At 68.6% G+C, this 24288-nt stretch carries 17 protein-coding genes and 2 pseudogenes; 1 reads left to right on the plus strand and 18 read right to left on the minus strand.

What is annotated here, in order from left to right:
• Positions 1-199 precede the first annotated feature (199 nt).
• The 6 genes and pseudogenes from ACFXI4_RS27565 to ACFXI4_RS27590 all read right to left on the minus strand — a co-directional run.
• Positions 200-1135 (minus strand): hypothetical protein, encoded by a 936-nt coding sequence (locus tag ACFXI4_RS27565; protein ID WP_384995803.1) that lies wholly within the window; start codon positions 1133-1135, stop codon positions 200-202.
• Between the two features lie 630 nt (positions 1136-1765).
• Positions 1766-2116, minus strand: coding sequence for a hypothetical protein (locus tag ACFXI4_RS27570; RefSeq protein WP_384995806.1), 351 nt, complete (start codon positions 2114-2116; stop codon positions 1766-1768).
• A 745-nt stretch (positions 2117-2861) separates the two neighbouring features.
• Positions 2862-3509 (minus strand): hypothetical protein, encoded by a 648-nt coding sequence (locus ACFXI4_RS27575; protein ID WP_384995808.1) that lies wholly within the window; start codon positions 3507-3509, stop codon positions 2862-2864.
• 662 nt (positions 3510-4171) lie between these two features.
• Positions 4172-5068 (minus strand): ISAs1 family transposase, encoded by an 897-nt coding sequence (locus tag ACFXI4_RS27580; RefSeq protein ID WP_384995811.1) that lies wholly within the window; start codon positions 5066-5068, stop codon positions 4172-4174.
• 133 nt (positions 5069-5201) lie between these two features.
• Positions 5202-5273, minus strand: a pseudogene (locus ACFXI4_RS27585) (hypothetical protein); the annotation flags it as partial.
• A gap of 372 nt (positions 5274-5645) precedes the next feature.
• A pseudogene (locus ACFXI4_RS27590) lies at positions 5646-6104 on the minus strand (HU family DNA-binding protein); the annotation flags it as partial.
• Positions 6105-6410: 306 nt separating this feature from the next.
• Between ACFXI4_RS27590 and ACFXI4_RS27595 the strand changes: the two are divergent.
• Entirely contained in the window at positions 6411-8006 is a 1596-nt protein-coding gene (locus ACFXI4_RS27595) for an ADP-ribosylglycohydrolase family protein (RefSeq protein WP_384995813.1), read from the plus strand.
• Between the two features lie 300 nt (positions 8007-8306).
• On the opposite strand, the gene ACFXI4_RS27600 is transcribed toward ACFXI4_RS27595, so the two are convergent.
• The 12 genes from ACFXI4_RS27600 to ACFXI4_RS27655 form a co-directional block, all read right to left on the minus strand.
• A complete protein-coding gene (locus tag ACFXI4_RS27600) occupies positions 8307-9650 on the minus strand; it encodes a hypothetical protein (protein WP_384995816.1) in 1344 nt (447 codons plus the stop codon).
• A 266-nt stretch (positions 9651-9916) separates the two neighbouring features.
• Positions 9917-10690: a hypothetical protein gene (locus ACFXI4_RS27605; protein ID WP_384995819.1), complete on the minus strand. Its 774-nt coding sequence runs from the start codon at positions 10688-10690 to the stop codon at positions 9917-9919.
• A gap of 405 nt (positions 10691-11095) precedes the next feature.
• Positions 11096-11542, minus strand: coding sequence for a hypothetical protein (locus ACFXI4_RS27610; RefSeq protein ID WP_384995821.1), 447 nt, complete (start codon positions 11540-11542; stop codon positions 11096-11098).
• Positions 11543-11851: 309 nt separating this feature from the next.
• A complete protein-coding gene (locus ACFXI4_RS27615; RefSeq protein WP_384995824.1) occupies positions 11852-12280 on the minus strand; it encodes a hypothetical protein in 429 nt (142 codons plus the stop codon).
• Between the two features lie 158 nt (positions 12281-12438).
• Positions 12439-12909: a hypothetical protein gene (locus ACFXI4_RS27620; RefSeq protein WP_384995826.1), complete on the minus strand. Its 471-nt coding sequence runs from the start codon at positions 12907-12909 to the stop codon at positions 12439-12441.
• Positions 12910-12929: 20 nt separating this feature from the next.
• Positions 12930-15173: a hypothetical protein gene (locus ACFXI4_RS27625; RefSeq protein ID WP_384995828.1), complete on the minus strand. Its 2244-nt coding sequence runs from the start codon at positions 15171-15173 to the stop codon at positions 12930-12932.
• Positions 15173-17791 carry a hypothetical protein gene (locus ACFXI4_RS27630; RefSeq protein ID WP_384995830.1) on the minus strand — a complete coding sequence of 873 codons (2619 nt, stop codon included), beginning with the start codon at positions 17789-17791 and terminating at the stop codon, positions 15173-15175. The genes ACFXI4_RS27625 and ACFXI4_RS27630 overlap by 1 nt, the downstream gene beginning before the upstream one ends.
• The gene (locus tag ACFXI4_RS27635) at positions 17791-18183 is read right to left on the minus strand and encodes a hypothetical protein (protein ID WP_384995833.1); all 393 of its coding nucleotides are present in this window, start codon (positions 18181-18183) and stop codon (positions 17791-17793) included. The genes ACFXI4_RS27630 and ACFXI4_RS27635 overlap by 1 nt, the downstream gene beginning before the upstream one ends.
• Before the next feature lie 80 nt (positions 18184-18263).
• Positions 18264-19379 carry a DUF4417 domain-containing protein gene (locus ACFXI4_RS27640; protein WP_384995835.1) on the minus strand — a complete coding sequence of 372 codons (1116 nt, stop codon included), beginning with the start codon at positions 19377-19379 and terminating at the stop codon, positions 18264-18266.
• The gene (locus ACFXI4_RS27645; protein ID WP_384995837.1) at positions 19376-20719 is read right to left on the minus strand and encodes a ParB N-terminal domain-containing protein; all 1344 of its coding nucleotides are present in this window, start codon (positions 20717-20719) and stop codon (positions 19376-19378) included. The genes ACFXI4_RS27640 and ACFXI4_RS27645 overlap by 4 nt, the downstream gene beginning before the upstream one ends.
• A 36-nt stretch (positions 20720-20755) precedes the next feature.
• Positions 20756-21790 (minus strand): replication-relaxation family protein, encoded by a 1035-nt coding sequence (locus tag ACFXI4_RS27650; RefSeq protein WP_384995839.1) that lies wholly within the window; start codon positions 21788-21790, stop codon positions 20756-20758.
• The gene (locus ACFXI4_RS27655; RefSeq protein WP_384995842.1) at positions 21787-24273 is read right to left on the minus strand and encodes an ATP/GTP-binding protein; all 2487 of its coding nucleotides are present in this window, start codon (positions 24271-24273) and stop codon (positions 21787-21789) included. Before ACFXI4_RS27655 ends, ACFXI4_RS27650 begins: the two co-directional genes overlap by 4 nt.
• Positions 24274-24288: the final 15 nt, after the last annotated feature.

The following is a 24288-nucleotide window of genomic DNA, read 5'->3' on the forward strand; positions in this document are numbered from 1 at the left end:
GGGGAGGGGCGAGTGCGGCTGGGAAGGGTCGCACCCGCCGGAGGACAGGAGGATCAGGGCTGCGGCTTCGCGGCGCGTGCGGCGTCGAGGCCTGCGGGAGTGAGGTAGGGCCGGTGCTTCGGGCCGGTGCGGCCGTCGTCGCTCCGGATTTCGAGGTCGCGCCCTGGGCCGACCGGCTGGCCGGCCCAGGGCTCCCTCGTCAGCTGGTCGCCTTCGGCTTCGGGACGCGGCAGGGACCAGGGCCTTCGCAGCAGGCGGCCTCGCCGAGGTTGTCCCACTGACAGGTCGGGCAGCGCCAGAGAACGCCGGCCGCGAACGCTGCCTCGCGGATTGCCTGCTCCTGGCGGTCATCGGCTGCATCGAGCAGCCTGGTCAGCAGATCCCGCTTGGGTGTGCCCTCTGCACTGTCATCCAGCACCACGTCGTCTTCGACCTCGACGCGCAGTGGCACGGAGCCGTCGGGACGGACCAGCCGGTCTTCCGCGGAGTCGAGGTGCACGGAGATCCGCACGGCGCTGGCCTCGTGGTCGAGGTAGGCAAACACCAGGACGCCATCGACCTCGACGCACGGGAGGTCGTTGAGGTCGGTCTGCGGATGAAAGGTGGCGTCCCGGTTCGCCTGCTCGCTCGCGTCCTCATCGGGAAAGCGGTAGTCGAGCGGCACGATGCGGGTCCGGCCACACCTGGCGATGTCCTCGGCGTAGAGGTCGTAACCCTCGTCCGGGCGGCCGTCGCGCTCGGGGCCGTAGTAGAGCCGTACGGCCTCGCGGTCGTCGGTGGGCGGCTGGTCGGGGATGCCTTCCTCACCAACGAGGTTGTCCCAGACCCCGCGCACGTACGTGGCGAGATCGGCCAGCGCGGAGTCCTCATCAGCATGGAGCGACACGACGTCCTCATGGCGGTCCCAGCGGCGCAGCACCCAGGCCCGTCCCACCGGGCGCGGGCTGATGAGGCTCACCGCTTCGGGGAAGGAAGGCTGCTGGTCAGCATGTTCGGCGAGCCATGCCTCGCGTGCGCGGTTGAGCGTGTCCTGCTGGTGCTCGGATAGATCGCTGGGGTCGACTTCTTCCCACAGCTCCACAGCCGTCTTGACGAGGCATTCGATGTCCAGCGGGTTGAAGAGTGCAGCAATCACAGGGCTCTCCTTGAAAAGGGGCAGCGAAGGGGCAGCAGTGTTGATCAGGATTCGCACTGACGATCGCCCCTGCTCATCTCGAGAAGAGCAGGGTGATCGTCGGGGTTCTTTGGCAGGCGTGGCCGGTGGGTGAAGGGGCTACAGGTACCTGAGTGATCGGCGCCCAACTTGCAGTCGAACGGGATCGGTCGCCTACGGGCCCTGCGGCAGACGTGGGGACTCATGACGTGCCCCACGGGGAACAACCCGGGATTCGTGAACCCGACGGTCTAGGCTGGCCGTTACGTGCCCTACCTCGTGAGTTCCGGCGGATCAGTGCTTCAGAAATCGCGAACTGACGGGGGATGAGCATCGGGCACGCCTTCTCCGAATACATCAGGCAGGGCGGGTGGAGTCCCGGTTCCGGCGCGTACCCGATACCCACGTCCTGGGGGCGGACCAGCACGTAGAACCACCGCTCCAGCGGCCGTTCGCAGATCTGGCACAGGCCGTTCTCGAAGGCTCGGGTGCGTTTGCCCGGGTCGAGCCCGCCGAAGACCGGCAGACCGTTGTGCTCGAACGAGACGTACGGGACGACCAGGCCGCCGTGCGTGGGACGGTGCGCGCACGCCGCGGGGATCGCCGGGGCGCTCACTGGGAATCACCGCTAGAGAGCTCCCAGGAGGGGCGGGCGAGCTCGATCAGGAAGGTGTAGGCGGCGTCGCTGGCCTGGAGCTGGCGTACGACGGGGAGCTGCCGGTACCGGCTGAGGAACTCGCCGATCGTCAGAGCGGTGTCGTGCGAGTCGTCCAGGTAGCTGCCCTGGCCGAGGGGGACCAGGCGGTCGCCCTCGTACTGCGGCCACGTGTACGCGGCGAGGAGCATGGCCTGGCTCCAGTTGCGCGGGTTGGCGCGGACCTTGACCAGCTCGGCGCCCGGCGCCAGTTCCCTGAGCGAGTCGAGGGGCGGTGTCCGGCGTGGGTGGGGGGTGCTCGGGCCCATGACGGTCTCCCAGTTCGAGGCGGGCTTCAGCGGCCCGGGGCGGTGAGATTGAGGGCTGCGGGATTCGCCGCGCAGCGGTTCAGCGGCCTGGCGGCCGCCCTCACGGCGCCGACGAGGGTCGGCGTACGGGCTGTGCGGGAGAGGACAGCCGATCGACCAGGCGTGAGTATACTACACACTGAACAATAAATACGCAACGTCATGGAGTGGGGTATCCGCTCATCCCCTTCGGGCACGGCGGACCGGACCGACAGCAGCGCCACACAGAGCTGCCGGATTCCTCCGTGCTCTCACAGCGCCAGGGACTTGGGCACTGCGGCCGGCCACCACTGCACCGACACTTCGTCGCGCACCACGTCGACCGCGACTCCGTACCCGTCGTCCTTGCTCCAGGCGGAGCCGGGCCGCCCGTTCGCGGCGCAGCGGGTCAGCGGCTGGTGGACCAGGGCCGCTTCGCGCCCAGATTCAGGAGCGCCGCGACCAGGGCAAAGGCGCGCTTGAGCCCGGGGAGACCCGCACGCGGCGGATGGGCCCGGTCAGCGCAGGACGGGTCGAGACGACTGGGGGGCGCCTACGAGTTGACGTTGCCGTGAGCGGCCCGTCCCGCCTCTCTCGACTTCATGCCGAGCTCGACAGGGGGCGGGCGGAACGTCACACCACTACAGGGGCATAGCGGCAACCGTCGCAGGTCCGGCGGCCACCCGGGCATGGGTCGGCCTCGAAGCTGATCGTGGCGGGCATGAACTTAGCTGGCGGAGCATTTGGCGATGATTTCCTGTACGGCCCTTACGACCCGGGCAGTGTCCTCGGCCAGGTCGGAACTGGTGGACTGGTAGAACTCTGTGAAGTCGGCGCCCTCCTGCTCGATGACGGCCCCCCACCCCTGGTGGTCGTTCGGGCGGTAGCAGAGTTCGTTCTCCCTGGCTCGGCCACTGACGCCTGTGATCGTGATGAGACCCTGAGTGCCAGCGGGGACTTTGATGTATTCGCCCGCACTGTCGCCGGTCGCGTGACTCTGGACACCCGCGCGACCGAGGGCGCTTTGAAGAAACTCTCCCGCGGAGCCCTTCCACTCCAGTACACGAACAGGCGGCTGGACGACAACGGACAGGGTGGCGGACCAGAAATCCCTTGGGTCTCGGTCGTACACGATGTCGATGACCTTGAGCTTCCATGGTGCCTCGGGGCGTCCGACGAGGAGGTAGTCGCCCTCTTCGATGTCATAGCCCCAGCCGGTGGCGGTGACCTGATCGGGGGTCGCCGAGTACGGAGACAGCGTGTAGTCGTGACCCCAGCGGCGGTGGTCGTTGTCGTAGTTGTGGGTTCGGCCGGGCAGAACGGGAGCCGGGCGGGGAGTGCGGCGCAGTAGCCGCATCAGAATGCGTCGAGGCATGGAAGTCCTCCCGTGGATGGGACCGCTGAGGGGTTGCGGCTATTGAGGGATTGACCGGTCGACCGGCTGCTACAACAATACATATCGAAACCCTAAGAAGCAACATCGAGGAATCTCCCGAGTTTATGTGCGGCAAGGATGGTCTGGGGCGGGGTACGCGGCGCCAACTCGCCTGGCGCTCGACGACAGGCAATTGCACGTGTGCATCGCTGCTGTCGCCGTGCGGAGCCGACCTGACCAGTGCCACAGCGCTGGACCAGATCGCCCGCAACATCCATCCTGGTGTGGTGGTGCGAGCGACATCGGCAGCAGACGAGGAGCGCGCTGGGCGCTGCGGAGGCCCGCAAGGCTGTCGCGGAGCCTTCACCCGTTGCGGTGGGCGCCGAACACAAGAAGGTGGCCGGCGCGCTCCTCGGCGCGGCATGCGGCGGCGCCCTGGGCGTGCCCTGGAGTCGGCTGGCGCCCGGCAGTCCAAAGGATGCCGACCTCCGCCACACCGCCGCTCCGCCGCGTCCGCCAAGCTGGATCACCGCCCAGCAGATGACCGGGCTCGGTGCTGCGCCTGATCCCCTGCGCCTCCGCTGAGCAAGCAGAGGCCAGAGTCCGATGGGTAGAGGCCACGAGGGCAGGGCCGCGTCGTCCAGGTGATGTGTCCTGGTTGATCACATGATGCCGAGGGTGATCAGTGGACGGTTGGCGTCGCGGGTGTGGTGGCGGAGTCCAGCGGCGATGTTCGTCTGGTTGGCGAGTCGGAGAGCGCCGATGGCCAGGTTGCGCAGGGATGCCATGGCACGTGGAGCGGTGCCGGTGCGTACGCGGGAGGCGTCCTCAGCGTATGTGGTGTCCCTGACGTGGTGGATCTTTTTCTCGATGCCCCAGTGGCCGCGGACGCGGCGGGCGATCTCGGTTGCGTCCGCCTGCTCCGCGGTCAGGTCGGTCATCCCGTAGATGCGTTCCAGGGTGACTTTGCTGGCGGTGACGATCCGTCGGCGGCGCACGATCTGGACGGCCTGCACCGCGTGTGGGAGCGCGATCTCGGTGACGGCGGCGGCCTTGATTCGGCGGATCTCGTCGCGGTCGTGCGCGGTGGCCCGCGTCTTGTCGAGGAGTGGCACTTCCCGCCATGGCAGGGCCTTCAGCCACTGGTGCAGGGTGGGCTGATTGCCCTTGATCAGCGCGATGTAGTGGGCGTGCTTGTCCTCGACGAGGAAGCGCGTGTGGGCGGTCTGCGAGTGGAGGGCGACGAAGGTGACCACCGTGCCGTGCAGGTTGAGCGGGGCAAGCAGGGGCTGGAAGACGGTGGTCTCGTTGGGCGTGGCGTCCACCTCGCGCTGGGCGGTGACCAGGCCGGTCCCCGTCATCGCGGCGAGCAGATGGACCTGGGTGCCGTCGGTGCGGCGGGCGCCGCGCACGGTCTTGCCGTCCACGGCGAGGGAGGGCAGGGGCCGCCGGTCGCTGTCGTTCTCCTCCTGGTCGGCGGCGCGTTCGCGCCCGGCGAGCCAACTTCCGACGGCTGTATCCAGCACGTCGCCGTCGATGCGTTGGAGGACACGACGCACGGTGGCCTCGGCCGGGGCGACGGGGCCGCGGTCCGGCTCCCGGCATGGGCCACTGAGTCGGGCCAGGACGTTGGGCGGGGCGTCGGCGGGCCCACTCCGCGATCGCGGCCAGGGACTTCGCTCCGGCCAGGACCGCGCACGCGGCCAGGGAGAGGACGAAGGCGAGCGGGTGGCGTCGGCCCTGGTCCCGGCGGGGATCGGGCACCTGAGCCAGGCAGGTCAGCAGGCCAGGGAGGTCATCGGGTACGGTCGGCGTGGTGTCGGCGAGTTGGCCCAGAGGGCGCGGGATGAGCGGGCAGGCACGGTCTTCCGTCGTGGTGATCAGGTACTCGACACCTCATGATCACCGGAAGTCGTGCCTGCCTCCGCGTCAGCCCCCGCCGACCACCCCGCAGTCCTGCCCCAGCTCCTGAAGCTCCATCAACCCATTCACTGCCGGAACGAAGCCGCCCTGGCCACGAGGGCGTCGTCGATCAAGAGGTAGCTCATCAGAAGTCTCTCCGGTCCAGCCGGGCGCGCCAGCGCCCGGCCGTCGAGTAGGGAACGCCGGGGGAGGGGGTCCGGCAACGGTGGATCAGGCGAGCGACTTCTTGGCTGTGACCTTGACGGGCTTCGTCGGCGCATCCCTCTTCGCCGGTCCCGACTTCTTGGCTGCCGCTCCTGACTTCTTCGTGACGGCCTTCTTCACCACGGCGGTGGTGCCGGTGAGGCTTCCCTTGGGGGCCTTCTTGACGGAGACCTCGCCGCCCTTGGGCAGCTTCTTGCCGCCGCTGACCAGGTCCTTGAAGCCCTGCCCGGCCCGGAAGCGGGGGGTGGAGGTCTTCTTGACCAGCACCCGCTCGCCGGTCTGGGGGTTGCGGGCGTAGCGGGCCGGTCGGTCGACCTTCTCGAACGAGCCGAATCCAGTGACGGAGACGCGATCCCCGGCGACGACAGCGCGGACGATGGCGTCGAGCACGTGGTCGACAGCGTCGGCGGCCTGCTGGCGACCGCCCATCTTGTCCGCGATCGCTTCGACGAGCTGGGCCTTGTTCATGGCAGAACTCCTGTGAGTGGGCGTGCACTTCGATGCCCGACGTACGGCCGCTGACGTTCAGGGGGTGCGGTGCCGACGAAGGGAAGCGGGGCGCGTCATCCAGGACGGTCGAGCGCCTCCGGCATCAACTAAAGTACACAATGTAAAGGAAACACGCAACGCTAATCGTCATGTTGACGAGAGTGGTTCGGTCGTGTCACTCTGACGTGGCGACAGCGGGTTTGAGCGCCCGGCGAGTTGACGCCGCGCTCCCCGCCCCGCCCTCCTCAGACCACGCACGCAGCACACGACATCGGGAGAACACCCGTGAATGCCAAGTTCGTTGACCTCACGATCCCCACCCTGACCCCGGCGGCCCACCCGCTCAATGCCCACGCCACCGACCGCGCAGCCGGCGTCCTCCTCGGCGCTGCGTGCGGCGATGCCCTCGGCGTCCCCTACGAGTTCGCCCGCCGACTGGGCGCCGACGAACTGCCCGCCATGATCGGCGGCGGTCTGGGCCCCTACAAGCCCGGCGAGTACTCCGACGACACCCAGATGCAAGTCTGCATCGCCGCTGTCGCGTCCACCGGCGCCGACCTCACCAGCTCGACCGCACTCGACCAGATCGCCCGCAACTTCCACCGCTGGCGCGACGGAGGCGCCAGCGACATCGGGAACCAGACCAGTAGCGTGCTCCGCGCCGCGAAGAACCACAAGGCGGGCACGCCCGCCCAGGCCATGACGGCGGAAGCCGACGCCTACACCGCCCGCACCCGGTTCAGCGCGGGCAACGGCTCGCTGATGCGGACCGGCATCGTCGCCCTAGCCTACCTGGACGACGTTGAAGGAATGGTCCGGGCTGCCACCATGATCAGCTCCCTCACCCACAGCGACCCCGAGTGCGTCGAAGCGTGCATCCTGTGGTGCGCGGGCATCCGAACCGCCGTGCTGGAAGGCTCCTTCGACGGAGTCCGTGACGGCATCGCACTGCTTCCCGAGGACCGACAGGAGATCTGGCACGCGAGGCTGGACGAGGCCGAGGCGAACCCGCCGCACCACTGGACCCGCAACGGGTACGTGGTCACCGCCCTCCAGGCCGCGTGGTCCGCCATCACCAACACGCCCGTTCCTGAGCTGGCGCCGGAGCGTGGATCGTTCCCCGCCCAGCACTTCCAGCTCGCCACCGAAGCGGCGGTCCGCGCGGGGGACGACACGGACACCGTGGCCTCGATCGCGGGCGCCCTCCTGGGCGCGCGCTGGGGCGTCTCGGCCATCCCCCTCGCCTGGCAGCAGGCAGTGAACGGATGGCCCACGATGTCCGGCCCCGATCTCGTCCGCCTGGCCGTCCTGACCGCTCGCAAGGGCCTGGACGACGGTGACGGCTGGCCCTCGGCCCCGCGCGTCAAGATCCCCGGCTCCGCCGGAAGGGGCTACGTCGCACAGCACCCGGCCGACGACGGGGTCCTGCTCGGCAACCTCCCCATGACCGAGTTCGCTGGCACACCGCCGTTCGAAGCGGTCGTCTCCCTGTGCCGCGTCGGACAGGGGCCGATCTTCTCCGGGACCGACGTCGAACACGTCCGCGTCTGGCTGGTCGACAGGGAAGGCGAGAACGCCAACCTCCACTACGCCCTCGACCAGGCGGCCCGCCAGGTGCTCCGGCTCCGCAAGGAAGGCAAGCGGGTCTTCCTTCACTGCGTCGCGGGCCGCTCGCGCACCCCGGCCGTGGCAGCGACGTACAGCACGCTCCTGGGAACGGACCCCCGCACCGCGCTGACGGAGGTCTGGGCGGCCCTGGACAAGCACTGGACTCTGCTGGCGCACCCGCAGCTCCACGACGCCGTCTACGAGCTGGCCGGGCAGCCGCCGCACCGGCCGCAGCCCCGCCCTCGCCGCCGCTTCTTCCGCAAGCGCAGCTGACTCGGGCGACGCGCCACACCGCTGAAGCCAGAAGCGTGGCCTCCACCCGGGGGCCGCGCTTTCGTCATCGTCGGCGATGAAGAACTCGATGCTCTCGTCGCCACGGCGGACATCGCACCTGGGACCACCCGATAGATCGCACCACGATGTGCGAGACACCCAGAGGAAAGCCGAGAGCCCGCCGGTCGTCTGACCGGCGGGCTCTCTCGTTTCCAGCGACCGTCCGCCCTACCGTTCCGTGGGCTACCGGGTCGGTTAGCAGCCGGCAGCCGGTCGGCAGGACAAGGCCACCGAGGCTTCCTAGGTCCTGCGACCGAAGCGGCCGGACCCCCTGCGGCTGAGGACGAACCCGTAGACCGTCTCGCGATACCAGTGATCCTGGAAGACCCGAGGCTTCTTGCCGTCATCGGCCGTCCGGTCGGCGAACGGGACCTGTCCGCGGGCGTGGTAGGCGCGGATGGTCTCGCGTGCGAGGGCCTCGCCACGGGTAGTCATGCCCAGCACCTCGGCGAAGTCGTAGATGTCCAGCAGGTCCCGCGGGTCCCCTTCGGGCAGATTGTGGACCAGGGCCGGCCCGGTTCCCTTGAAGGCCGCCCAGACATGGGGACGGTGCTTCTCCACCCATGCGTCGACCTCGTGCTGGTCATACGTACGCGGCTGTGTGCTCCGCGGCGCAGGGAAGGCCTGACGAACGACCTTGTCGCCCTCGCGCTTCTCCTTGACCTTGGTCCACTGGAGACCGGTGTATTCGGAGACGCCGTACCGCGGACCAATCATCTCCGCAGTGAGCTCCGCCTGTTCGCCCTGCACCGCTGCTGTCGGCTCCGCCGCCGGGTCGGCGAGGTCCTCCTGGCCGGCGTCCTCGTCAGTTGCCGACGAGTCGTCCCACGCGTGGCCGGACAGCTGAGCGCGTCGTTGGGCCGTGGCCCAGGTCCGCCGGCGATTCTCGCGCACCCACTCGTCGACCTCGGCCGCGCTGTAGCCCTGCTCGCCAGCCTCAGGGAACCCCTCAGCGCGGATCCATCCCCGGGCAGTCTGCCCGCTGACGCTGTACGTGGTCGCGATGCCCTGGGCGTCCAGGTGCTCCGTGCGCGCGATGGTCGAGCGGCCCGGAAGCTCGCTGTCGGCTGCAGGGGCCTGCTTGCTGACGGCCAACTCCTCGGCCGTCGTCTGCCGGCGCATGCGCCGCTTACGGTTCACGAAGTTGTAGGCCGTCTCGCGGAACCACTTCCGCTCCGTGACCTCCGGCCGCTTCCCGTCACCTGGCGTGCGGTCGGGGCCAGGCAGGACCTTCCTGGAGATGTACCCGCGCAGGGTGGCTTCCGGCACCGGCTCCGTCCGTCCAAGGGCCTTCCCCTCCCACGCGCAGATGTCCGACAGCGTCACCAAGTCCTTCGGCCTGCCGGCGGGCAGGCCGAACGGGTTGTCCGAGTCCTGCCCCTTCGCCCAGTGGACCGGCAGGTTTTCCTTAAGCCAGGCGTCCACCAACGCGGCGTCGCGGACCAAGGTCCGTCCGGGACCAGAAGGCCAACCCTCCGGGAAACCCGGGAGCGTGGTCCAGTAGGCCACGTTGCCTTCGTTGGCCTCGTACTTCTCCGCGATGTCCTGTGAGGTCACGAGTTCATCAGCGTCGGCGGGAATCACCGTTACTCCTTGTCGGACCGGCAGTGAACCCGCAGGCCGTGGTCGAGGTCCCGCGGGTGGGGGCCTGGTCGTCAAGCTCGAGGTGGAGCCAGCACCGCCGGCTCCACGGCTGCGCCGGCCCCGATCGCGCAGGGGCAGGCGCTAAAGTACATCACGGTAAAGTAATACGCAACGCGCGCTCGAGGTGGCGCCTCCGTACGCCGGCGGAGGTGCCTTCGGGGCCGGGCGTGTGTCCGTCTGGCCCCGAAGACACCCCCCGCGAGTATTCAGTACGCCAGCGTGAACTTCTGGCCCGCGCGAGCGTTCTTCGCGCGCAGCTTCTCGTCGCGCGCTCGCTGAAGGCTGCCGAACGTCTCCTGCCCCTGTCTTTTGAGAAGGTGCGGAATCCGGTTCGCCGGGATTCCGACGAGGGGGGACTCGCTGAGCACCGCCAGAAGGTCCGATTCCGTCTGGTCGGTATAGTCGGCGGCGATCAGCGCCTCGACGTCAGGGAAGACGTCCGCGTGCCTTTCAGTGCTCAGGTCGATGAGGTGGTCCTCTTTTCCTCCGAGGCTGTAGCACCAGAGGAAGTTCTCGGGCGGATCGTTGGCGACAAGCCGCTTAAAGCGGCTGATCTCCTTGGTGTAGCAGTAGAAGCGAACGCCCGGTGAGCTGCGCATGATACACAGCCAGGTGAGAAGGTATTCGTCGGAGAAGAACTCGCCTGAATCGTGCACGCGAATCCACTTGCCGACGTACCTCTTGTGCGTGAGTTCCTCCGTCATCTGCCTCTCGAATTCCTCCGGATTGTCCCGGCACAGGAGGAGATTCCGAATGTGTGCTGCGCGGACGTTCTTGAACCGGTACGTGCCGACCCGGGCGTAGCACAACTGTGCGCACGCGCCGGCCTGAGGGCATACGTTGAAATGGCTTCCATCAGGCATTTCGATCACGAAAGCTGGCAATGTCCAGTTGAATACGCCGATCCTCCTCAGATCCGAGTTCTGGGTGAGGAGCCGCTTGGCGGCGGTGCGGGCGGTCGCGTTCGTGCTCTCAGGCATCTCGTTCCTTGTGTTCCGAAGGGGAGGCGGGCGGGCGTGGCGCCGGGCATCCCGCGTGCGGGCGCATGCGTGCGTGGATCTGAGCGCGATCACGCCCCAGTCGGCTCTCGCGAACTCGGCCGGTCCTGGCGACGGCGCTGGCGGTGCGCGCTGCTCTGGTGGTGGCCGCCGAACTGGGCGTCGTCATCGTGACTGGCGATCAAGCCGGTGGGCCGTGGGAGGTGCGCTTGACCTCGGGCTTCAAGAGGCCCTGGAGCCCGGCGACGTCGACGACGCGGACGTCGCACAGTCTCCCCGGGGTTGCGAGCACCCGGCCGAGCGGCTGCCGGCGTGGTGAGGTGTCGCCTCACGCAGGGCGCCCCCGGCTGAATCAGCCGGGGGCGCCCTGCGGGGAGGGGAGCGCGATCAGTTGCCGCGTGCGAGGCAGCCGTCGGCGTGCGCGGGAGAGGTACGGAGGCGGGGGGATCCCCCGAGGCCGTCGCGGGTCTGGAGGAGGTGGTCGCCCAGGTCTTCCAGAAAGTTGATCTCTTCGATGGGCACCGGCTTGCCGCACCGGTCGCACGGGCCGATGAGGTCGAAGGTGAGGCGGCGGTCGTTGTCGTAGGTCGCGAGGAAGTTCAGTGTTCTGTCCGCGAAGGGGATGGACAGCGCCACCGCGGGGAAGTGCTGACCGTCCGCGACGAGCGGATGGGTGTCGTCGTCCTCGGTGCGGATACTGACCGGGCGGCCAAGGGAGTTGAGCGAGAGGCGGTGGCGCAGTACCGCCTCCACCCACCGCAGCTCGGTGTCGTGGCCATGGAGGGCCGGGTCCGGACCGATCTGGCTGGCCTGTCCGGTTTGCGCGCGCTTCACCGCGGCCTGGATGGCTGCGGCCTCAATGGGGTTGGAAGGCGTCCTCGTAGTGCTCGGCATCGGATCTCCGAGAAGAAGGATCGGGTCCGTATCGGCACGCTGGCGCGCCTCATGGACACCGGGGCTGGAATCGAAGGCCGCGGACAGCGGCTTCGGCCGGCGGAATCTCCCGCCCGACATCAATCACAGTACCTATTGAAACAAGAATACACAACACAATGGTGGAATTATCGGGCGTCCAGCCGCTGCACCCAGGGATACGAGTGGGGCAGCGACTGGGCCGGCCTGTGTGCTGCGGACGTGGTCTGCCTATGCCGGCGCGATGGTGAGCTGGCCGACCTGGTCAAGCAGGAGTTGGGCCCGGGCGAAGGCGGCCGCCTTGTGACCATACGAGGGGACGACCAGGTGCATGGTCTCGTGCGCCAGCGCGCGATCGGCTTCCTCGCGCGTGGTCACCAGCCCGAGGTTGATGGCCATCAACGGCACCTTCAGCCGCGCGGTCTTCGGACCCAGATACACCTGGGCGGCATAGTGCGAGAGGTAGGACATGCCGCTGATCGAGGCGTAGGCCACGAGATCGGTGACGAGGTGAAAGTTGCGCTCGGACACCGCGGCGAACAGCCTGGCGCGCTGGCGCAGCCAGCTCACGTCGACGGGAAGGTCGCGCTCGTGCTCCGGCAGCGGGCTCCGCAGATCAGCGTGCCGCTGTTCGGTCACCGGATGTGCTCGATCTGCCATGTGCTTCCTCCTCTCGAGTGGGGTCCTGCTCTTCCGCCAGAGCGGCCGGCCGGCCCAATCCCAGGGCCGGCCAGTGGTCCGTCTCGCGGCGGTCGGGCCGCGGGGACATCATGCCAACACGCCCCGCGGCCGCCCGTCGGCACCGGCGACAGCGCTGCTCACGCATAGCGTCCGTGCCAGGAGTCCGCGTCCAGCCGCCCCAGTGCGGCGTCCTCCTCTGGGGTAAGGCGGTTGGTGAAGTCGTCCCAGCGGTTCAGCTGCTCGAGTTCGGGGCCGTCGGCCGGCTCGACCCGTGCCTTCTGCCCCGTGGTCAGCTCCATCTCCACGCCGTCGTCCACGAGGTCGGCACTGGCCACCGAAAGGGATCGTCGCCGAGCCAGGTTGAGGTTGAACAGGTAGCCGCCGCCTTCGGCGTCCTGGCCACCGACCAGAGGCCTGATCCATATGACATGGTCGCCGTCGTCCTCGAAGCGGTGGTGGCGGGCGAGAGCGGCGCGGAAGACCTCCGTCCCGTCAGGGCCCGACACGACCAGTCGCGCGCCGGCATCCACCGGGTCCCCGGTCGCACTGTGGTTGCCTGCGACGAGGTCCGCGAAGCGCTGGCGCCACTGCTGCTGTGTTGCTGTCATCGAATCGCTCCTGGTCAGCCCTAGTAGTCGGATTCCGTGCACAGAACATCCTCGACGGGTTTCCCACCGAGCTGGGTGATGCCCCGCGCGGTGAGGGAGGCAAGGATGCTGCTGCGCTCCGCGGCGGTATGGCACACGATCCTGCTGGGAGCCTCGGCCCCAAGCAGGTCGATCCCGTTCCGGAACATGATTTCGTTGCTGCCGCCCGAGAACTTGGCGATCTTCATCGGGTCCCGGGTGATCGCCCCCGCGTTGTAGTTGTGGTGCGCGGGGTTGATGGCGCCGTAATGGTCGCTGTTGTAGGCGTAGTAGTCGCTGCGCTGCATGAGTACGCTCGGGTCGTCCCAGATCAGCCGACCCCCACCCGGGGAGCTGGGCGTCTTCTTGACCCGTAGGAACACGCTGTTGGCGCCGCCGGTCATCTTGTCGGCTTGCTCGCTCAAGCCCAGTCCCCCGCCGATGCCCATCACGGCCCGCTTCTCCGTGGAGGCCAGAACCCCGATGCCGAGGAGACTGGCGAGATCGCCGCCGTTGAGGTTGTGGCTCAGTGACCGGCCCTTGAACGCGCTCTGGATCTCCGCCTTGTTGCCGGTCACATCGAAGCGGGACCAGGTCAGCCACTTCCCTCCGGTCGAGGGCGTCGGCTCGTAGCCCGGGCTGGCCGCCAGTTCGGCGCCGCTGGAGAACCCGGAGGCCTTCGCGACAGCATCCCGGACGACTTCGACCTTCATCGGCAGCACCTTGTGGGATGCCTCCAGGTGGATCCTCTTCATAGCCGTCTGCAGCGCGTCGCTGTCGAGCCCCATGAGGGACTCCATGCGCTGGTGCACGATCTCCTGGACCTGCAGATCCTGAAGTCCCTGGGCCGTCTCCATGGCGGCCTTCATGCCGGCGGAGCCCTCCAGCCCCTGGGCCTGGATGTTGTTCGCCAGGTACGTCCACTCGCCCTCGGCCGCGGTCATCGGCTTGTTCATCAGGTGCAGCTGTTCCAGCCGATCCACGAGGTCCTTGCCGTGGCCGGCGCCCGCAGGGGCGTGGACTTCAAGCTGTCCCCGCAGCGAGAACTCCGTGTTCGCCGGGTCGTTGTCCTTGTACGGACGGTAGACAGCCTTCCAGCCGTCGCCCATGTCGATCTCGTACTCCGTGCCTTTGGCGGAAGAGCGGCTGACACCGTCCCAGGACGTCTGCCCGGTGGCCGGGTCGAGGTTCGCCTGGATCCTGCTGGCCTTGCGGACCGTCGCGGCCAGCGTGCCGGGCTCCGGATCTCCGTCGGGCACCGGTATCTGCTTGGTGACCATCTTGGTCGCGGTGACCTCGTAGGCGTCCATCCACGGCATGACTGACCCGCCATTGTCGATCTTGTCCTTCACAACGTCCAGCTGGTCCATGTAGTGCTGGGCCATAGCTTTCTCGTCGTCGCTGATCGACGGGTCGTTGAGGACGGCGGAGACCGCGTCGACGGCCGCCTGGTGCTTGGCGATCGACGCGTCCGACATCGGCAGGCTGCCCTTGAGCTTGTGCTGCACGGAGGTGATTGCGGTCTTGGTCAGCTCGGCCAGCTTCTTCTCCTTGTCGAGGTCGAGGCGCTCCGTGACCTCTTCCTCGACCTGGATCTCCTCCATGTGCGTGCCGGGGATGCTCAGCGCGTTGAGGAGCTTCTCCTCGGCTTCCTCCGATATGTGCGTCAGCAGCACCTCCCGCGGGCCGTCCGGCGAGTCGTAGGCGACCAGGGTTGCTTCGGAGTTGATGAAGTCGTCCCCGCCCACCAGAATCGGCGTCCCGGTGGGCTCGCCCACCGGCGGCGCCGCGGGCACCGGCGTCAGCGGGGGGTCTGTCTCCTCCTCTTCCTCCTCGACCTCCTCGATGTCCTCTGCCTGGAGCAGCACGTCTTCCTCCGCCGACGGCTCCTCACCGCTGCTCTGCAGCTCCCCCTCGGCGGACGCCTCCTGAGCCTCTTCCTCAGACGGCGCAGCGGCCGCAACAGGCTCGGGCTCGGATTCGGTGCCCAGGAGCCCATCGAGCTCCGCCAGCGGGTCCTCGTCGACAGGAGGTTCCGCAGGGGAAGCCAGCTCGGCAACAGGCTCAGGCAGCTCGGGCACCTCGAACGCCGCCTCCCCCGAAGCCCCCACGGCCACGCCCGCCAGGTCGGCCCCCTCACCTGCCGCCGGCGCGCCGGTGATGTCCAACGGGGCGGCAGGGACCTCGGCGAGCGCGGTGGGGCTGACCGCGTAACTCTGGTGGCTCGACTTCGATCCGGTTCCCATCAGCTACCACCGCCGTGCTTGAGGGAGGCGCCGGAGGGCAGACCCAGCTGCTGGACGAAGAAGTCGGAGAAGTTCTCGCGCAAGTTGTTCTTCCTCTCTACGGCGTGGTCCAGGAACGCCGTGGCGATCTGGTCATGCGTGACCTGGGATTGCGGGATCTTCAGGGCTTTGGCCGCTCGGCTGCGCATCTGCGGGACCCAGGCCACACCGGATTTGGCGCCCTCGTACGCGGTGGAGTGCAGGACGGAGCGCAGCTGTGCGTCCGGCATGGACTCGAACTTCTTGATCACCGGGTGTGCGGCGGCTGGATTGATCTTGACGCCATTGGCAAGGCCGCCCGAGAGCGCCGCCTGATAGAGCTTCTGGTGGATGGGAGTGACCCCGTTGGGGTCGTAATTGACCGAGAGCTTGTCCGCACCGAAGAACTTGTACGACTGGCCGTGATCAATTTGCACCAGTCCTCCAGAGGGCGTCTGGAGCCAGTTGTCCTGGTAGCCGTCGTGATCGCTGATGAGCCACGAACCCACGTGCGACCGCACGATGGTGTCCACCTGGGTCTGTGTCCACTGGCTCGGGCTGGAGGTGAACGGCTTGGCGCCCTGCAGCAGCGGCTGGACCGAGCCGGCTGTGCCGTCCTTGGTCTTGTGGTGGTAGACCGGCACCGACGGGACGCCGCTCAAGGCCAAGATTTGGGAGGCGGCGGCCTCGGTGTGGCCCAGTGCGCCGCCATGGTTGTGATCGGCCTTGAACATCCACGGCGATCCGTCCGGGGCGGCATGGATGGTCTTGGCGTGTATCCCACCGAGGTGGGACGCCGTCGTGCCGGCGCCGAAGGTCCAGCTGGCGACCTCCTTGGCGTCAACGCGGGCTGGCAGGTCCTGGTTGGTCGCCTTGGCATGCTGGACGGCAGCCATCATGGCCTGGACGTTGGCGTTGAACGAGCCCGGCTTCGGTGCCTTCACCGGCTTCGCCGCAGGCGCGGCCGGCTTCGCCGCCGAGCCCGTGCCCTTCGCCGGCAGTTTGCTCGCCAAAGCCTGGACTGCCTCGTCCGACGCCAACCCGCCATCGGGCTTCGTCGAAGGGGCCGCGGCGGCTGCCGCCTTGGCGGCCTTGGCCGCCTCCTTCTTCGCGACGTCCGCGTTGACCTTGTCCTTGATGGCATGCTGGTCGTACTTCTTGTTGAAGCTCGCGGCTATGTAGTTCTGGACCTGGGCACGCGTGGCCTTGGCGTTGTTGTCCATGCCCAGCTCGCCCGCGACGGTGCGCAGGTCGGAGAGCTTCTGCTTCGCGGCCCACGACTTGAAGTCGCTGGTCAGATCGCCGGGGTGAAGGTACTTCTCCGGTCCGAGAGCCGGGTGCTCTGCGTACGGGGTGTCGCTGGCACCGCCTTGCTGGGTGTAGGGGTACCAGCCGTTCACGTCCGTCTGTATGTCCCGGACATCGCCGGCGTTCTTCGCCCATACGGCGATCGCCTGCGGCGCGCCCGGGTCGCCTGCCGGTGGCAGGTTCAGCGGCTGGTCGCCACCGGGAGCCATCGCAACGTGGGCGGCGTAGCCGGCGTCGAGGTTCGCCAGCTGCTCCTGTCGCTTGGCCGCAAGGGCCTTCAGCGACTCCACTTCGCTCTCGGGTGTGCTCGGCCGCATCAGTGCCACGAGCTGGTGACCACCGAGGTGCATCGCCTCGGTCTCGCTCAGCTGCCCCGAAGTGAGAGCCTCCTGTACCAGGGGCTGGAGCTCCTTCGGTGGCAGATACGTGTGGTGGAGAGCCTCGTCGACCGCCGACTTGGCCTCGGCCTTGGCCTTCGCCAGGTCCTCGCCGAGCGCGGGACAGTCGGCCGATGCCAGCTTCTGCTCAGCCGCGAGCATCGTGTGCAGGGCCTTGACCCTCTGTTCCTGAGACTGGGGCCCGTAGGTCTTCTTCGCCTCGTTCCAGGCGTCGATCGACGAGGTCACTGCCTGGGCGGAGGAAGCGACCTCGTCCGGTGTGGCTTTCCATGCGCCGCCGCTGACGGGCGGCTCAGTGCCCTCGATCTCGTGCAGGTCGGCGAGCGTCATTCCGCCGACCGTCTTGCCGGCGAGCAGCTCGTTGTACCGGCTCAGAGCGGCGGCCTGGATCTTGGCCTTGGACGGAATCTCACCCGGGTACGCGGGGTCGAGCCAGTGGACCAGAGGATGCTGGCCCTTGCCGGACAGGCCCACCAGGGCGGGGTGCTCGAAGCCTTTGGCCTCGGCGATCTCGTGCAGGTCGTCCTCGTCGAGCGAGTTCAGATAGGCCAGCGTCTGCGCCTTCAGCGCCTTGGTGTGGGTCTCGATCTCCTCGTCGGAGGCGCCCTGCTCCTTCCGTTTCTCGATGGCTTCCTGAGCCTGCTCGACCTGGCCGACGAAGAGGTCGTACCGCTCCACGGGGTCCGTCGGGACTTCGTCCTCGGGGTCGACGTTGAACGGCGGGTCGGCGATCTCCTCCATGAGGTTCATCGCCATCAGGAGGTCGGCCTTGGCCTGGACCTCTTCGTCGGACATCGGCTGTCCGGGCGCCTCGGCCACCACGGCGTGCGCGTCCGACGCTGTGGTGGGTCCCACCGCGTAGGAGGCGTGCGAGGACTTGCTGCCGGTGCCCATCAGCCGTCACCCCGCGGCGGGAGCGCCGGTATGACCTCGGCGAGCAGTCCATCCAGAACGATGTCGGCTGCGTGCGCGAGGTCGAGCGCGCCCTCCGGGACGTCGGCGGGCTCAAGCGAGCAGGCACCCCCGGACTGAGCGATCCAGCGCGCGACGTCCTCGCTGGTGGTGGTCTCGCTCAGGCGCTCGCGCCAGGGGCCGGCCACTTCGTAGACAAGGGGAACCCAGCGCACGACCCGCTGCCGGCCCTCGTCGAGGCCGAGCACCGCGACAGGGTCGACGGGGAGGCCGAGCGCGGGGTGCCAGACGAGCAGGATCCACAGTCGCCAGGACGGAGCGGCCGGCGACGGTTCCGCCGTCTCGGCATCAGTGGGGTGGGGTTCAGTCGTCACGGAGGCTCCTCCCAAAGGTGCTTTCACCTGCTACAGGTGTGGGAGGAGCCGCCGGTGTGACAGTGCGGGCGAAGAAGTTTTCAGCGGGCGGGCAGGAGCGAGGCCATGTACTGGACGGTCGCGGCGAAAGCGTCCTCGCTCCGGGCGTGGACGTCCTCGCGGCCGTTGGCGGTCATGACCGCGCCGTGCAGGGCGTACTGGTGGGGGTTCTGGGAGATCAGGGTCAGCCGCGGGCCGAAGATCTCGGACATCTCGGCGATGCGGTTCGCCCGGGACAGGCCGGTGAGGAAGACCGGCATGTCCTCGGGAAGGGTCTCGGCCAGGAAGTGCAGGCCGGGCCGCTCCCAGCTGTCCCAGTCGGCGTTGTCGCGGACCGTCTGCACGTTGATGGCGATACCGGCCGGCTGGGTGTCCTCGATCCAGGAGAGGTGGCGCTGGAGATCCTCGAGCCGGAACCAGTACACGTTCGGTACGACGTTCACGCCGGCCTCGGCGAATTCCTGCGCGAGCAGGAGCGAGCGGCGCATGTTCAGCAGGTGCTCGGTGCGCGGCCAGTCCCCGTAGATGCTGTAGTTGCACGAGAGCACCAGGTCCCACTCCTGCTCCGCGATCCGCTCGACGAGCCTGTCGCGGCCGCGGCGAGTCCAGAAGGCCTCGACGAGCGGGTCCTCGCCGTAGCCGACTAGCACGGCCTTCTGGTGGTCCCCGAGGGCGAGGGCCTGGCGTGCGGTCTGCTCGGTGAAGCGCTTGTAGAGTGTGTGGGTGTCGGGCGAGAATACGCGCCGCAGACCGACTCCGTAGGCAGGCCAGTTCAGGCTGGCGTCGAGCTTGGTGACCGCGGAGCCGTCGGTCATGGGGATGAAGGCGGGCAGGCCGTCGGGCAGCGTGCTGTCGACGGTGATGTCGTCGAAGGTCAGGGTGCCGCCGACGTCCGCCATCCACCCGGCTATGTCGGTCCGGCTCCCGCACCGGATCGGGCACTTGCGGGTGACGCACGCGTTCGCCGGAGCGTCCGCCTCGGCCGCCGAGCACCCGCAGAACCGGCAGTCGGAGTTCTGGCCGGTGCATAGGGGCTCGACGGTCGCCGGGCCGCCCCGGCCGTCGGGCCCGGCGTAGAATGCGCAGCTATTGCAGTTGCAGCCGCGGCCCGGAAGTGGCACGCCGACGGTCGGGATGGGCAGGGAGACACTGGTCATGCTGCTTCGCTTCCTTCGGTGGTTGCATCGTGGTCCGTCGCGCCGTCGGCGGTGGCGCCTTCGAGGTGGTTGTGGAGCTCGCGCAGGGCAAGGCGCAGGGAGCCGCAGTCGTACCGCGCGATCTCCTTGCCGGCCCGGACCTCGGCCAGCAGCCCGCGGATGCCGTCCAGGGCGGTACGGATCGTGTTCGACTCCACCGCCGGACGACTCGGGGCGGTGTCGGCCGGCATCGCTTCTGCGGCGGCTTCCGCTGGCGCCGTCGGCTGCATCGGATGGCCCAGCTCCGCGATCGCTGGCCCTTCATCCGCGCCGAGGGCCGACGGAACAGCAGCGTCATCGCCTTTGTCGGTCTCCTCCTGGTCCTCAGCGTGGGTGGGGACCCGGGTGAGCTTCGCCCGGCGGTCGGCGTTCGCCGCGTCCTGCCGTTCCTCGGCTTCGGTGATGACCTCTTCTGGTCCGAGCTCGGGCTCCTCCAGGCCGACGTTCACGGCGGTCGGGAGCAGGTGGAGCCGCTTGGAGGACTTCAAGGCTGCCCAGATGCCCTCGGCAGCCTGTGCCCGGCCGTTGCGGAGCTCGGCGAATCTGATCCTCGTGTTCAGGCGGATCGCGGCTTCGTCCATCTCCTCGGTGAGGTCACGCGGCAGCGCGCGGAAGGCCCGTACGAGTTCACTGGCCTTGCGCTCGTTGAGCTGCAGCCCTAGGCGGTCCAGCACCTCGCTCCAGGGCGCGGCGCAGGAACTGTCGGTGCCGCGGATCTTCTCCAGGGCAAGGAAGCGTTCGGCCGGGTCGGGGATCGCGTAGACCTCCTGCGGCACGGGCTTGCCGACCTTGAGGAGCTTGCCAACGAGGATGGCGCACCGCTGGTACAGCAACGCGGCGGCCTGCTCCCCGGGCCGCAGGGGCTCGCGGGCGAAGTTCTCGACGAAGCGCCACATGTGACGCTCTTCCTCGGACAACGGGCCCGGGCATACCACGGCTGGCAGCGCCTGGAAGTGCGGGTTCTCCGGCCGGTTGACGGCGCCCCAGCGCATCGCGCGCAGGCGGCGCTCCCCGGTGACCAGGCGGATTGTCGGCGCCTTGCCGTCGACGATGATCTCCTCGGCCAGGACCGGCTCCAGGAGGCCGATGACGGACATGGAGGAGATCAGGTCGGCGAGTTCCGACGGCGGCAGGGTGTCGGAGGGGTTGCGGGCGTGGGGCTCAGTGAAGGGGGCGCCCTGGCCACGTAGCGGCAGCATCTCGAATCGCCGCTGCCGCAGCTTGACGCTGCGGTGCAGGATCTCGGTGAGCCGGATCATGCTCCCGCCGTCCGGCGGAGCCTCGAACGAGGTACTGGTCATGGCGCTGCTTCCTTCAGGGCCGCGGGGACCGGCCGGTCACTTCGTGGCGAGGTAGAGGTCGGTGGGGGCGGGCCGGGTGGCCGGAGTGCCACGCAGCAGCGGAGTGAAGATCGGGGCGAAGGGCCCGTGCTCCTGGAGCTGCTGCAGGGTGGTGACGCCGATGTTGATGTCGCCCTTGAGCCGGCTAAGGCGGACGTCCGCACCGGCGCGCGTGTAGAGGTCCTCGGTGCGCGCGGCCAGCCGTTGCGGGCGCCGGTCCGGCTCCCCGGCCTTCGGCGGCGCCGCGTCGAGAACCACCAGGACCCGGGGAAAGACCGGGTAGTTGTACATCCACGCCGGCCTGGTCGCGTTCGGGGTGCGTCGCGTGCGATCCGCGCTCTGCGGGACGTACTCGTACAGTCGGCCGTACGCCTGCAGCTTCGCGGCGAGCCGCGCGGAGGTCATCGTGGCGCGGTCGAGTTCGACGAAGAAGCTGAGCATGGTGCGCCGCCCGTTCTCCACGTGCACGTAGTTGAGGACGGCGTCGCTGATGACGTGGTCGTCCTCGAAGCGTCGTTGGCCGTCGCGGATCCGGTTGGCGACTTCGGGGGTCCAGTCCAGCGGCCCGCACTCGTGCCCCAGCCAACGCGCCCACTCGACGAAGGCGACCCCGACCTCGTTCACCGCGAGCGTGTGCGCCTGCCGGGCGCCGGCGACGGACTCGGGCGTCACCCGGTACGGCCGCGCGGGCAGTTCGCCGGCCTCCTCCACGGACTCGGCGCCGGCTTCGGTGAGGAACCACAAGAACGGCTGGCTCTGCACCCGCCCGCGGCCGCCTGGCCCTTGGGCCCGGATCCGGTCGACCAGTCCGGCCTGGTGCAGCTCGGCGAGCTGCCAGCGCAGGTACACGGGGCGGGCCGGCCGCTTCTCCGGCAGGGTCAGCAGCACGTGCATTTGGTGGGTGGAGAGCACCCGGTGCTGGTACAGCAGCTCCAGGACCTCGCCGCCGATCGCGTGGAAGCTGCGCGTGGGTGACGCGAAGCTACGCGTAGGCGCCGCCGCGGCCGCTGCTTCGATAGAGGGCAGAGTCATCCGAGCCTCGACTGGTTCTGGTGGGGGTTCGTCGGGTGGACGTTGTCGGGGGCTTTCTCGGCCGGGTTCGGCTTCGAGCCGCTGATGACGGTGCCTTCGCTGTCGTGGACGCGCGGCCTTGCCGCTCCGCTGTCGGACGCGGTGCCGTCGACCGGTCCGTCCGGGCCATCGGGGTCGGGTGGTGCGGCCTTGTCGAAGTCGGGCTCGTCCGGCGGCAGATCGGCGCCGGCCGGTTCGTCGTCGTCCGGCGGGACGGGGAGGGTGACGATGAACCGGCGCAGCCGCGAGTCCAGGCGGCGCAGGTCGGTGAGGATGTCTCGGACCGAGTGTCGCTGCAGGTTTTCGTCGATGGCCCGCGCAAGCCGCTCCTCGTTCTGCGGCCGGTAGTAGTCGCCGTACAGGTCTTCCACCGAGGCTCCGCGGACCCGGAACGGGTCGGTCGTGCCGGCTTCGAGCGTCACGGACATCACGTAGCTGTAGCGGTTGAGCTGAACGACCGTATCGGGAGCGACCTTCTTGCCCCAGCGGCGGGTGACCAGCGTCGCCTCGTCGACGTCGGCCGCGGTCGTCGACAGAATGGACAGGTTCTGCAGCAGGCTCTGCCTGGTGGTGGCGCTCAAACGCTGCGCCATCTGCGTCAGGGCGAGCAGCTTCACGTTGTACTTGCGCAACTGCTCGCTGATCTGGGCGAGGGTGCCCTTGGACGCACCGTCCACACTGGTCAGCTCGTCGATGAAGGTGTAGAAGTCACGCCGCTGTTCGGGCGGGGTGTTTCGCCGCGAGAGGCCGGCCCGGAAGAGGTCGTAGATCAGCAGGGAGCTGATAATCCGGTCGACGTCGCCGGTGCCGGCGGGGCAGACGAAGACGATCTTCCCCGTGTCCATGGCGTGCCGGATGTCGTACGTCGACCGGCTCGACCCGAGGAACGCCTTGACCGCGTTGCTGGAGGACAGGCGTTCGATGATGTTGGTGACGACCGGGATGGCTTCCCTGCTGTAGCCAGGGAAGACGTTCTCCCAGAAGGCCCGGATGTCCTTGGGCAGGTACGGCAGCACTTTGGTGCGCCAGACCGCGTCCGTGAGGATCGTGCGGATCTGGAAGACGGTGGGAGCCAGGTCGGGCCGGCCTGCGCGGCAGACGTGCCACGACAGGTACACCAGGGACTCGACCGCCCTCGTCAGGATGGTCTTGGCCCGGCCGGCGCTGTCGCTCCAGTTCAGTGCTGCGGCGAAGCCGGTGACGATGTACTGGACGATGTCGGGGATCTCGGACTCGCGCCGGCGCTCCATCGAAAGCGGGTTCCAGGAGCCGACCATCTTGTCGAGCTCGGGGCTCGTGAGGTCGATCTCCCAGATCCGGTCGGCCAGTTCCTTGTGTGCCAGGTACGGCCGGGCACGGGTCCAGCCGTCACCATGGGGATCGAGGAAGAGCACGCCGAACCCGCCATGGGCGATCGCGATCGCCTGGACGAGCGACATCTCGGTCTTTCCGAAGCCGGACTTGCCGAGGAACAGGGCGAAGAGCAGGTACTTCAGCGGGACACCGGCGAGGCGCTCCCCGCCGCCAGCCTTCGCTACCCACCCGAGAGGCAGCAGACCGCGCTGCCCCGTCCACGTCGGGAGCGCTGCGGGCGGCGGCGGGACGACTCCGCCCGAGCGGGTGATGTTCGGGGCCATGTTGTGCTTGGTGGGCGGCTTGAGCAGCCCGGCGATCTCCTGGGCGGTCACCCAGGAGTGCCGGCGCGGTACGAAGAGTCCGGTCTCGAAGCGGCGGTCGAACCTGCCCCGGTAGATCCAGTGGTCCGCCCGGACGCGGGTGACCCCGAGGTGGAGACCGACGGGGCGCAGGTGGTTGTCGCCGGACCACGGCTCCAGGGCGGCGAGGACCTGGTCCAGTAGCATCTGGGCCCGGTACTCGTCGCGTGCGCAGGTGCGCACGAGCAGCTGCATGGAGAAGACGGGCTCGGCGCCTGGGGCGAGCTTGCCCATGGCGGCTTTCATGTCCATGATGCGGTACGTGGTGCGTTGTTGGTGATGCTGCCGCTGCCGGGCACCGCCGCCTTGATTGCCCTTCATCTCGGTGGCGATCTCGGACATCACCGCGCCGAGATCGAAGCCGAACCGGTTGGTGCGCTGCTGCGGCATGCCGGGTATGGCCGGCCCGACGGAAGGGTTGCGGCGGGCCTGGGCCAGCAGGCGCCGGCGGCGGCTGCTGACACGGTTCGGGGGGACGGGCACGAGGTCCAGGACGACGTCGGCGCTCTCGCCGAGGTCCTCGCGGACGTCGGCCACCGCGTTGGCCAGGGCCTCGAGCGGATCCGGGGTGAGAGGCACTTCGCGCAGGGCGAGGTGATCGGGGAGAGCCAGGGCGAGCTCGGCGCGGGCGTAGTGCATCTGCCGGGTGGCCGGCTTGCCGCGGCCGCCTGCTCCCTGCTTGGCGAGGTCGACCGGCGGGGCGCCGGTCGTGTCTGGTGCGATGGTCATGGTCTACCTGTCTGT

Source organism: Streptomyces sp. NPDC059224 (assembly GCF_042754285.1).
Classification (GTDB): Bacteria; Actinomycetota; Actinomycetes; order Streptomycetales; family Streptomycetaceae; genus Streptomyces.

What these genes read in the sequence shown, in the direction of transcription:
- ACFXI4_RS27625 (WP_384995828.1), bottom strand. Translation starts at nt 15,173, where the DNA reads ATGGGAACCGGATCGAAGTCGAGCCACCAGAGTTACGCGGTCAGCCCC.
- ACFXI4_RS27640 (WP_384995835.1), bottom strand. Translation starts at nt 19,379, where the DNA reads ATGACCAGTGTCTCCCTGCCCATCCCGACCGTCGGCGTGCCACTTCCG.
- ACFXI4_RS27620 (WP_384995826.1), bottom strand. Translation starts at nt 12,909, where the DNA reads ATGACAGCAACACAGCAGCAGTGGCGCCAGCGCTTCGCGGACCTCGTC.
- ACFXI4_RS27650 (WP_384995839.1), bottom strand. Translation starts at nt 21,790, where the DNA reads ATGACTCTGCCCTCTATCGAAGCAGCGGCCGCGGCGGCGCCTACGCGT.
- ACFXI4_RS27615 (WP_384995824.1), bottom strand. Translation starts at nt 12,280, where the DNA reads ATGGCAGATCGAGCACATCCGGTGACCGAACAGCGGCACGCTGATCTG.
- ACFXI4_RS27655 (WP_384995842.1), bottom strand. Translation starts at nt 24,273, where the DNA reads ATGACCATCGCACCAGACACGACCGGCGCCCCGCCGGTCGACCTCGCC.
- ACFXI4_RS27630 (WP_384995830.1), bottom strand. Translation starts at nt 17,791, where the DNA reads ATGGGCACCGGCAGCAAGTCCTCGCACGCCTCCTACGCGGTGGGACCC.
- ACFXI4_RS27645 (WP_384995837.1), bottom strand. Translation starts at nt 20,719, where the DNA reads ATGACCAGTACCTCGTTCGAGGCTCCGCCGGACGGCGGGAGCATGATC.
- ACFXI4_RS27605 (WP_384995819.1), bottom strand. Translation starts at nt 10,690, where the DNA reads ATGCCTGAGAGCACGAACGCGACCGCCCGCACCGCCGCCAAGCGGCTC.
- ACFXI4_RS27570 (WP_384995806.1), bottom strand. Translation starts at nt 2,116, where the DNA reads ATGGGCCCGAGCACCCCCCACCCACGCCGGACACCGCCCCTCGACTCG.
- ACFXI4_RS27575 (WP_384995808.1), bottom strand. Translation starts at nt 3,509, where the DNA reads ATGCCTCGACGCATTCTGATGCGGCTACTGCGCCGCACTCCCCGCCCG.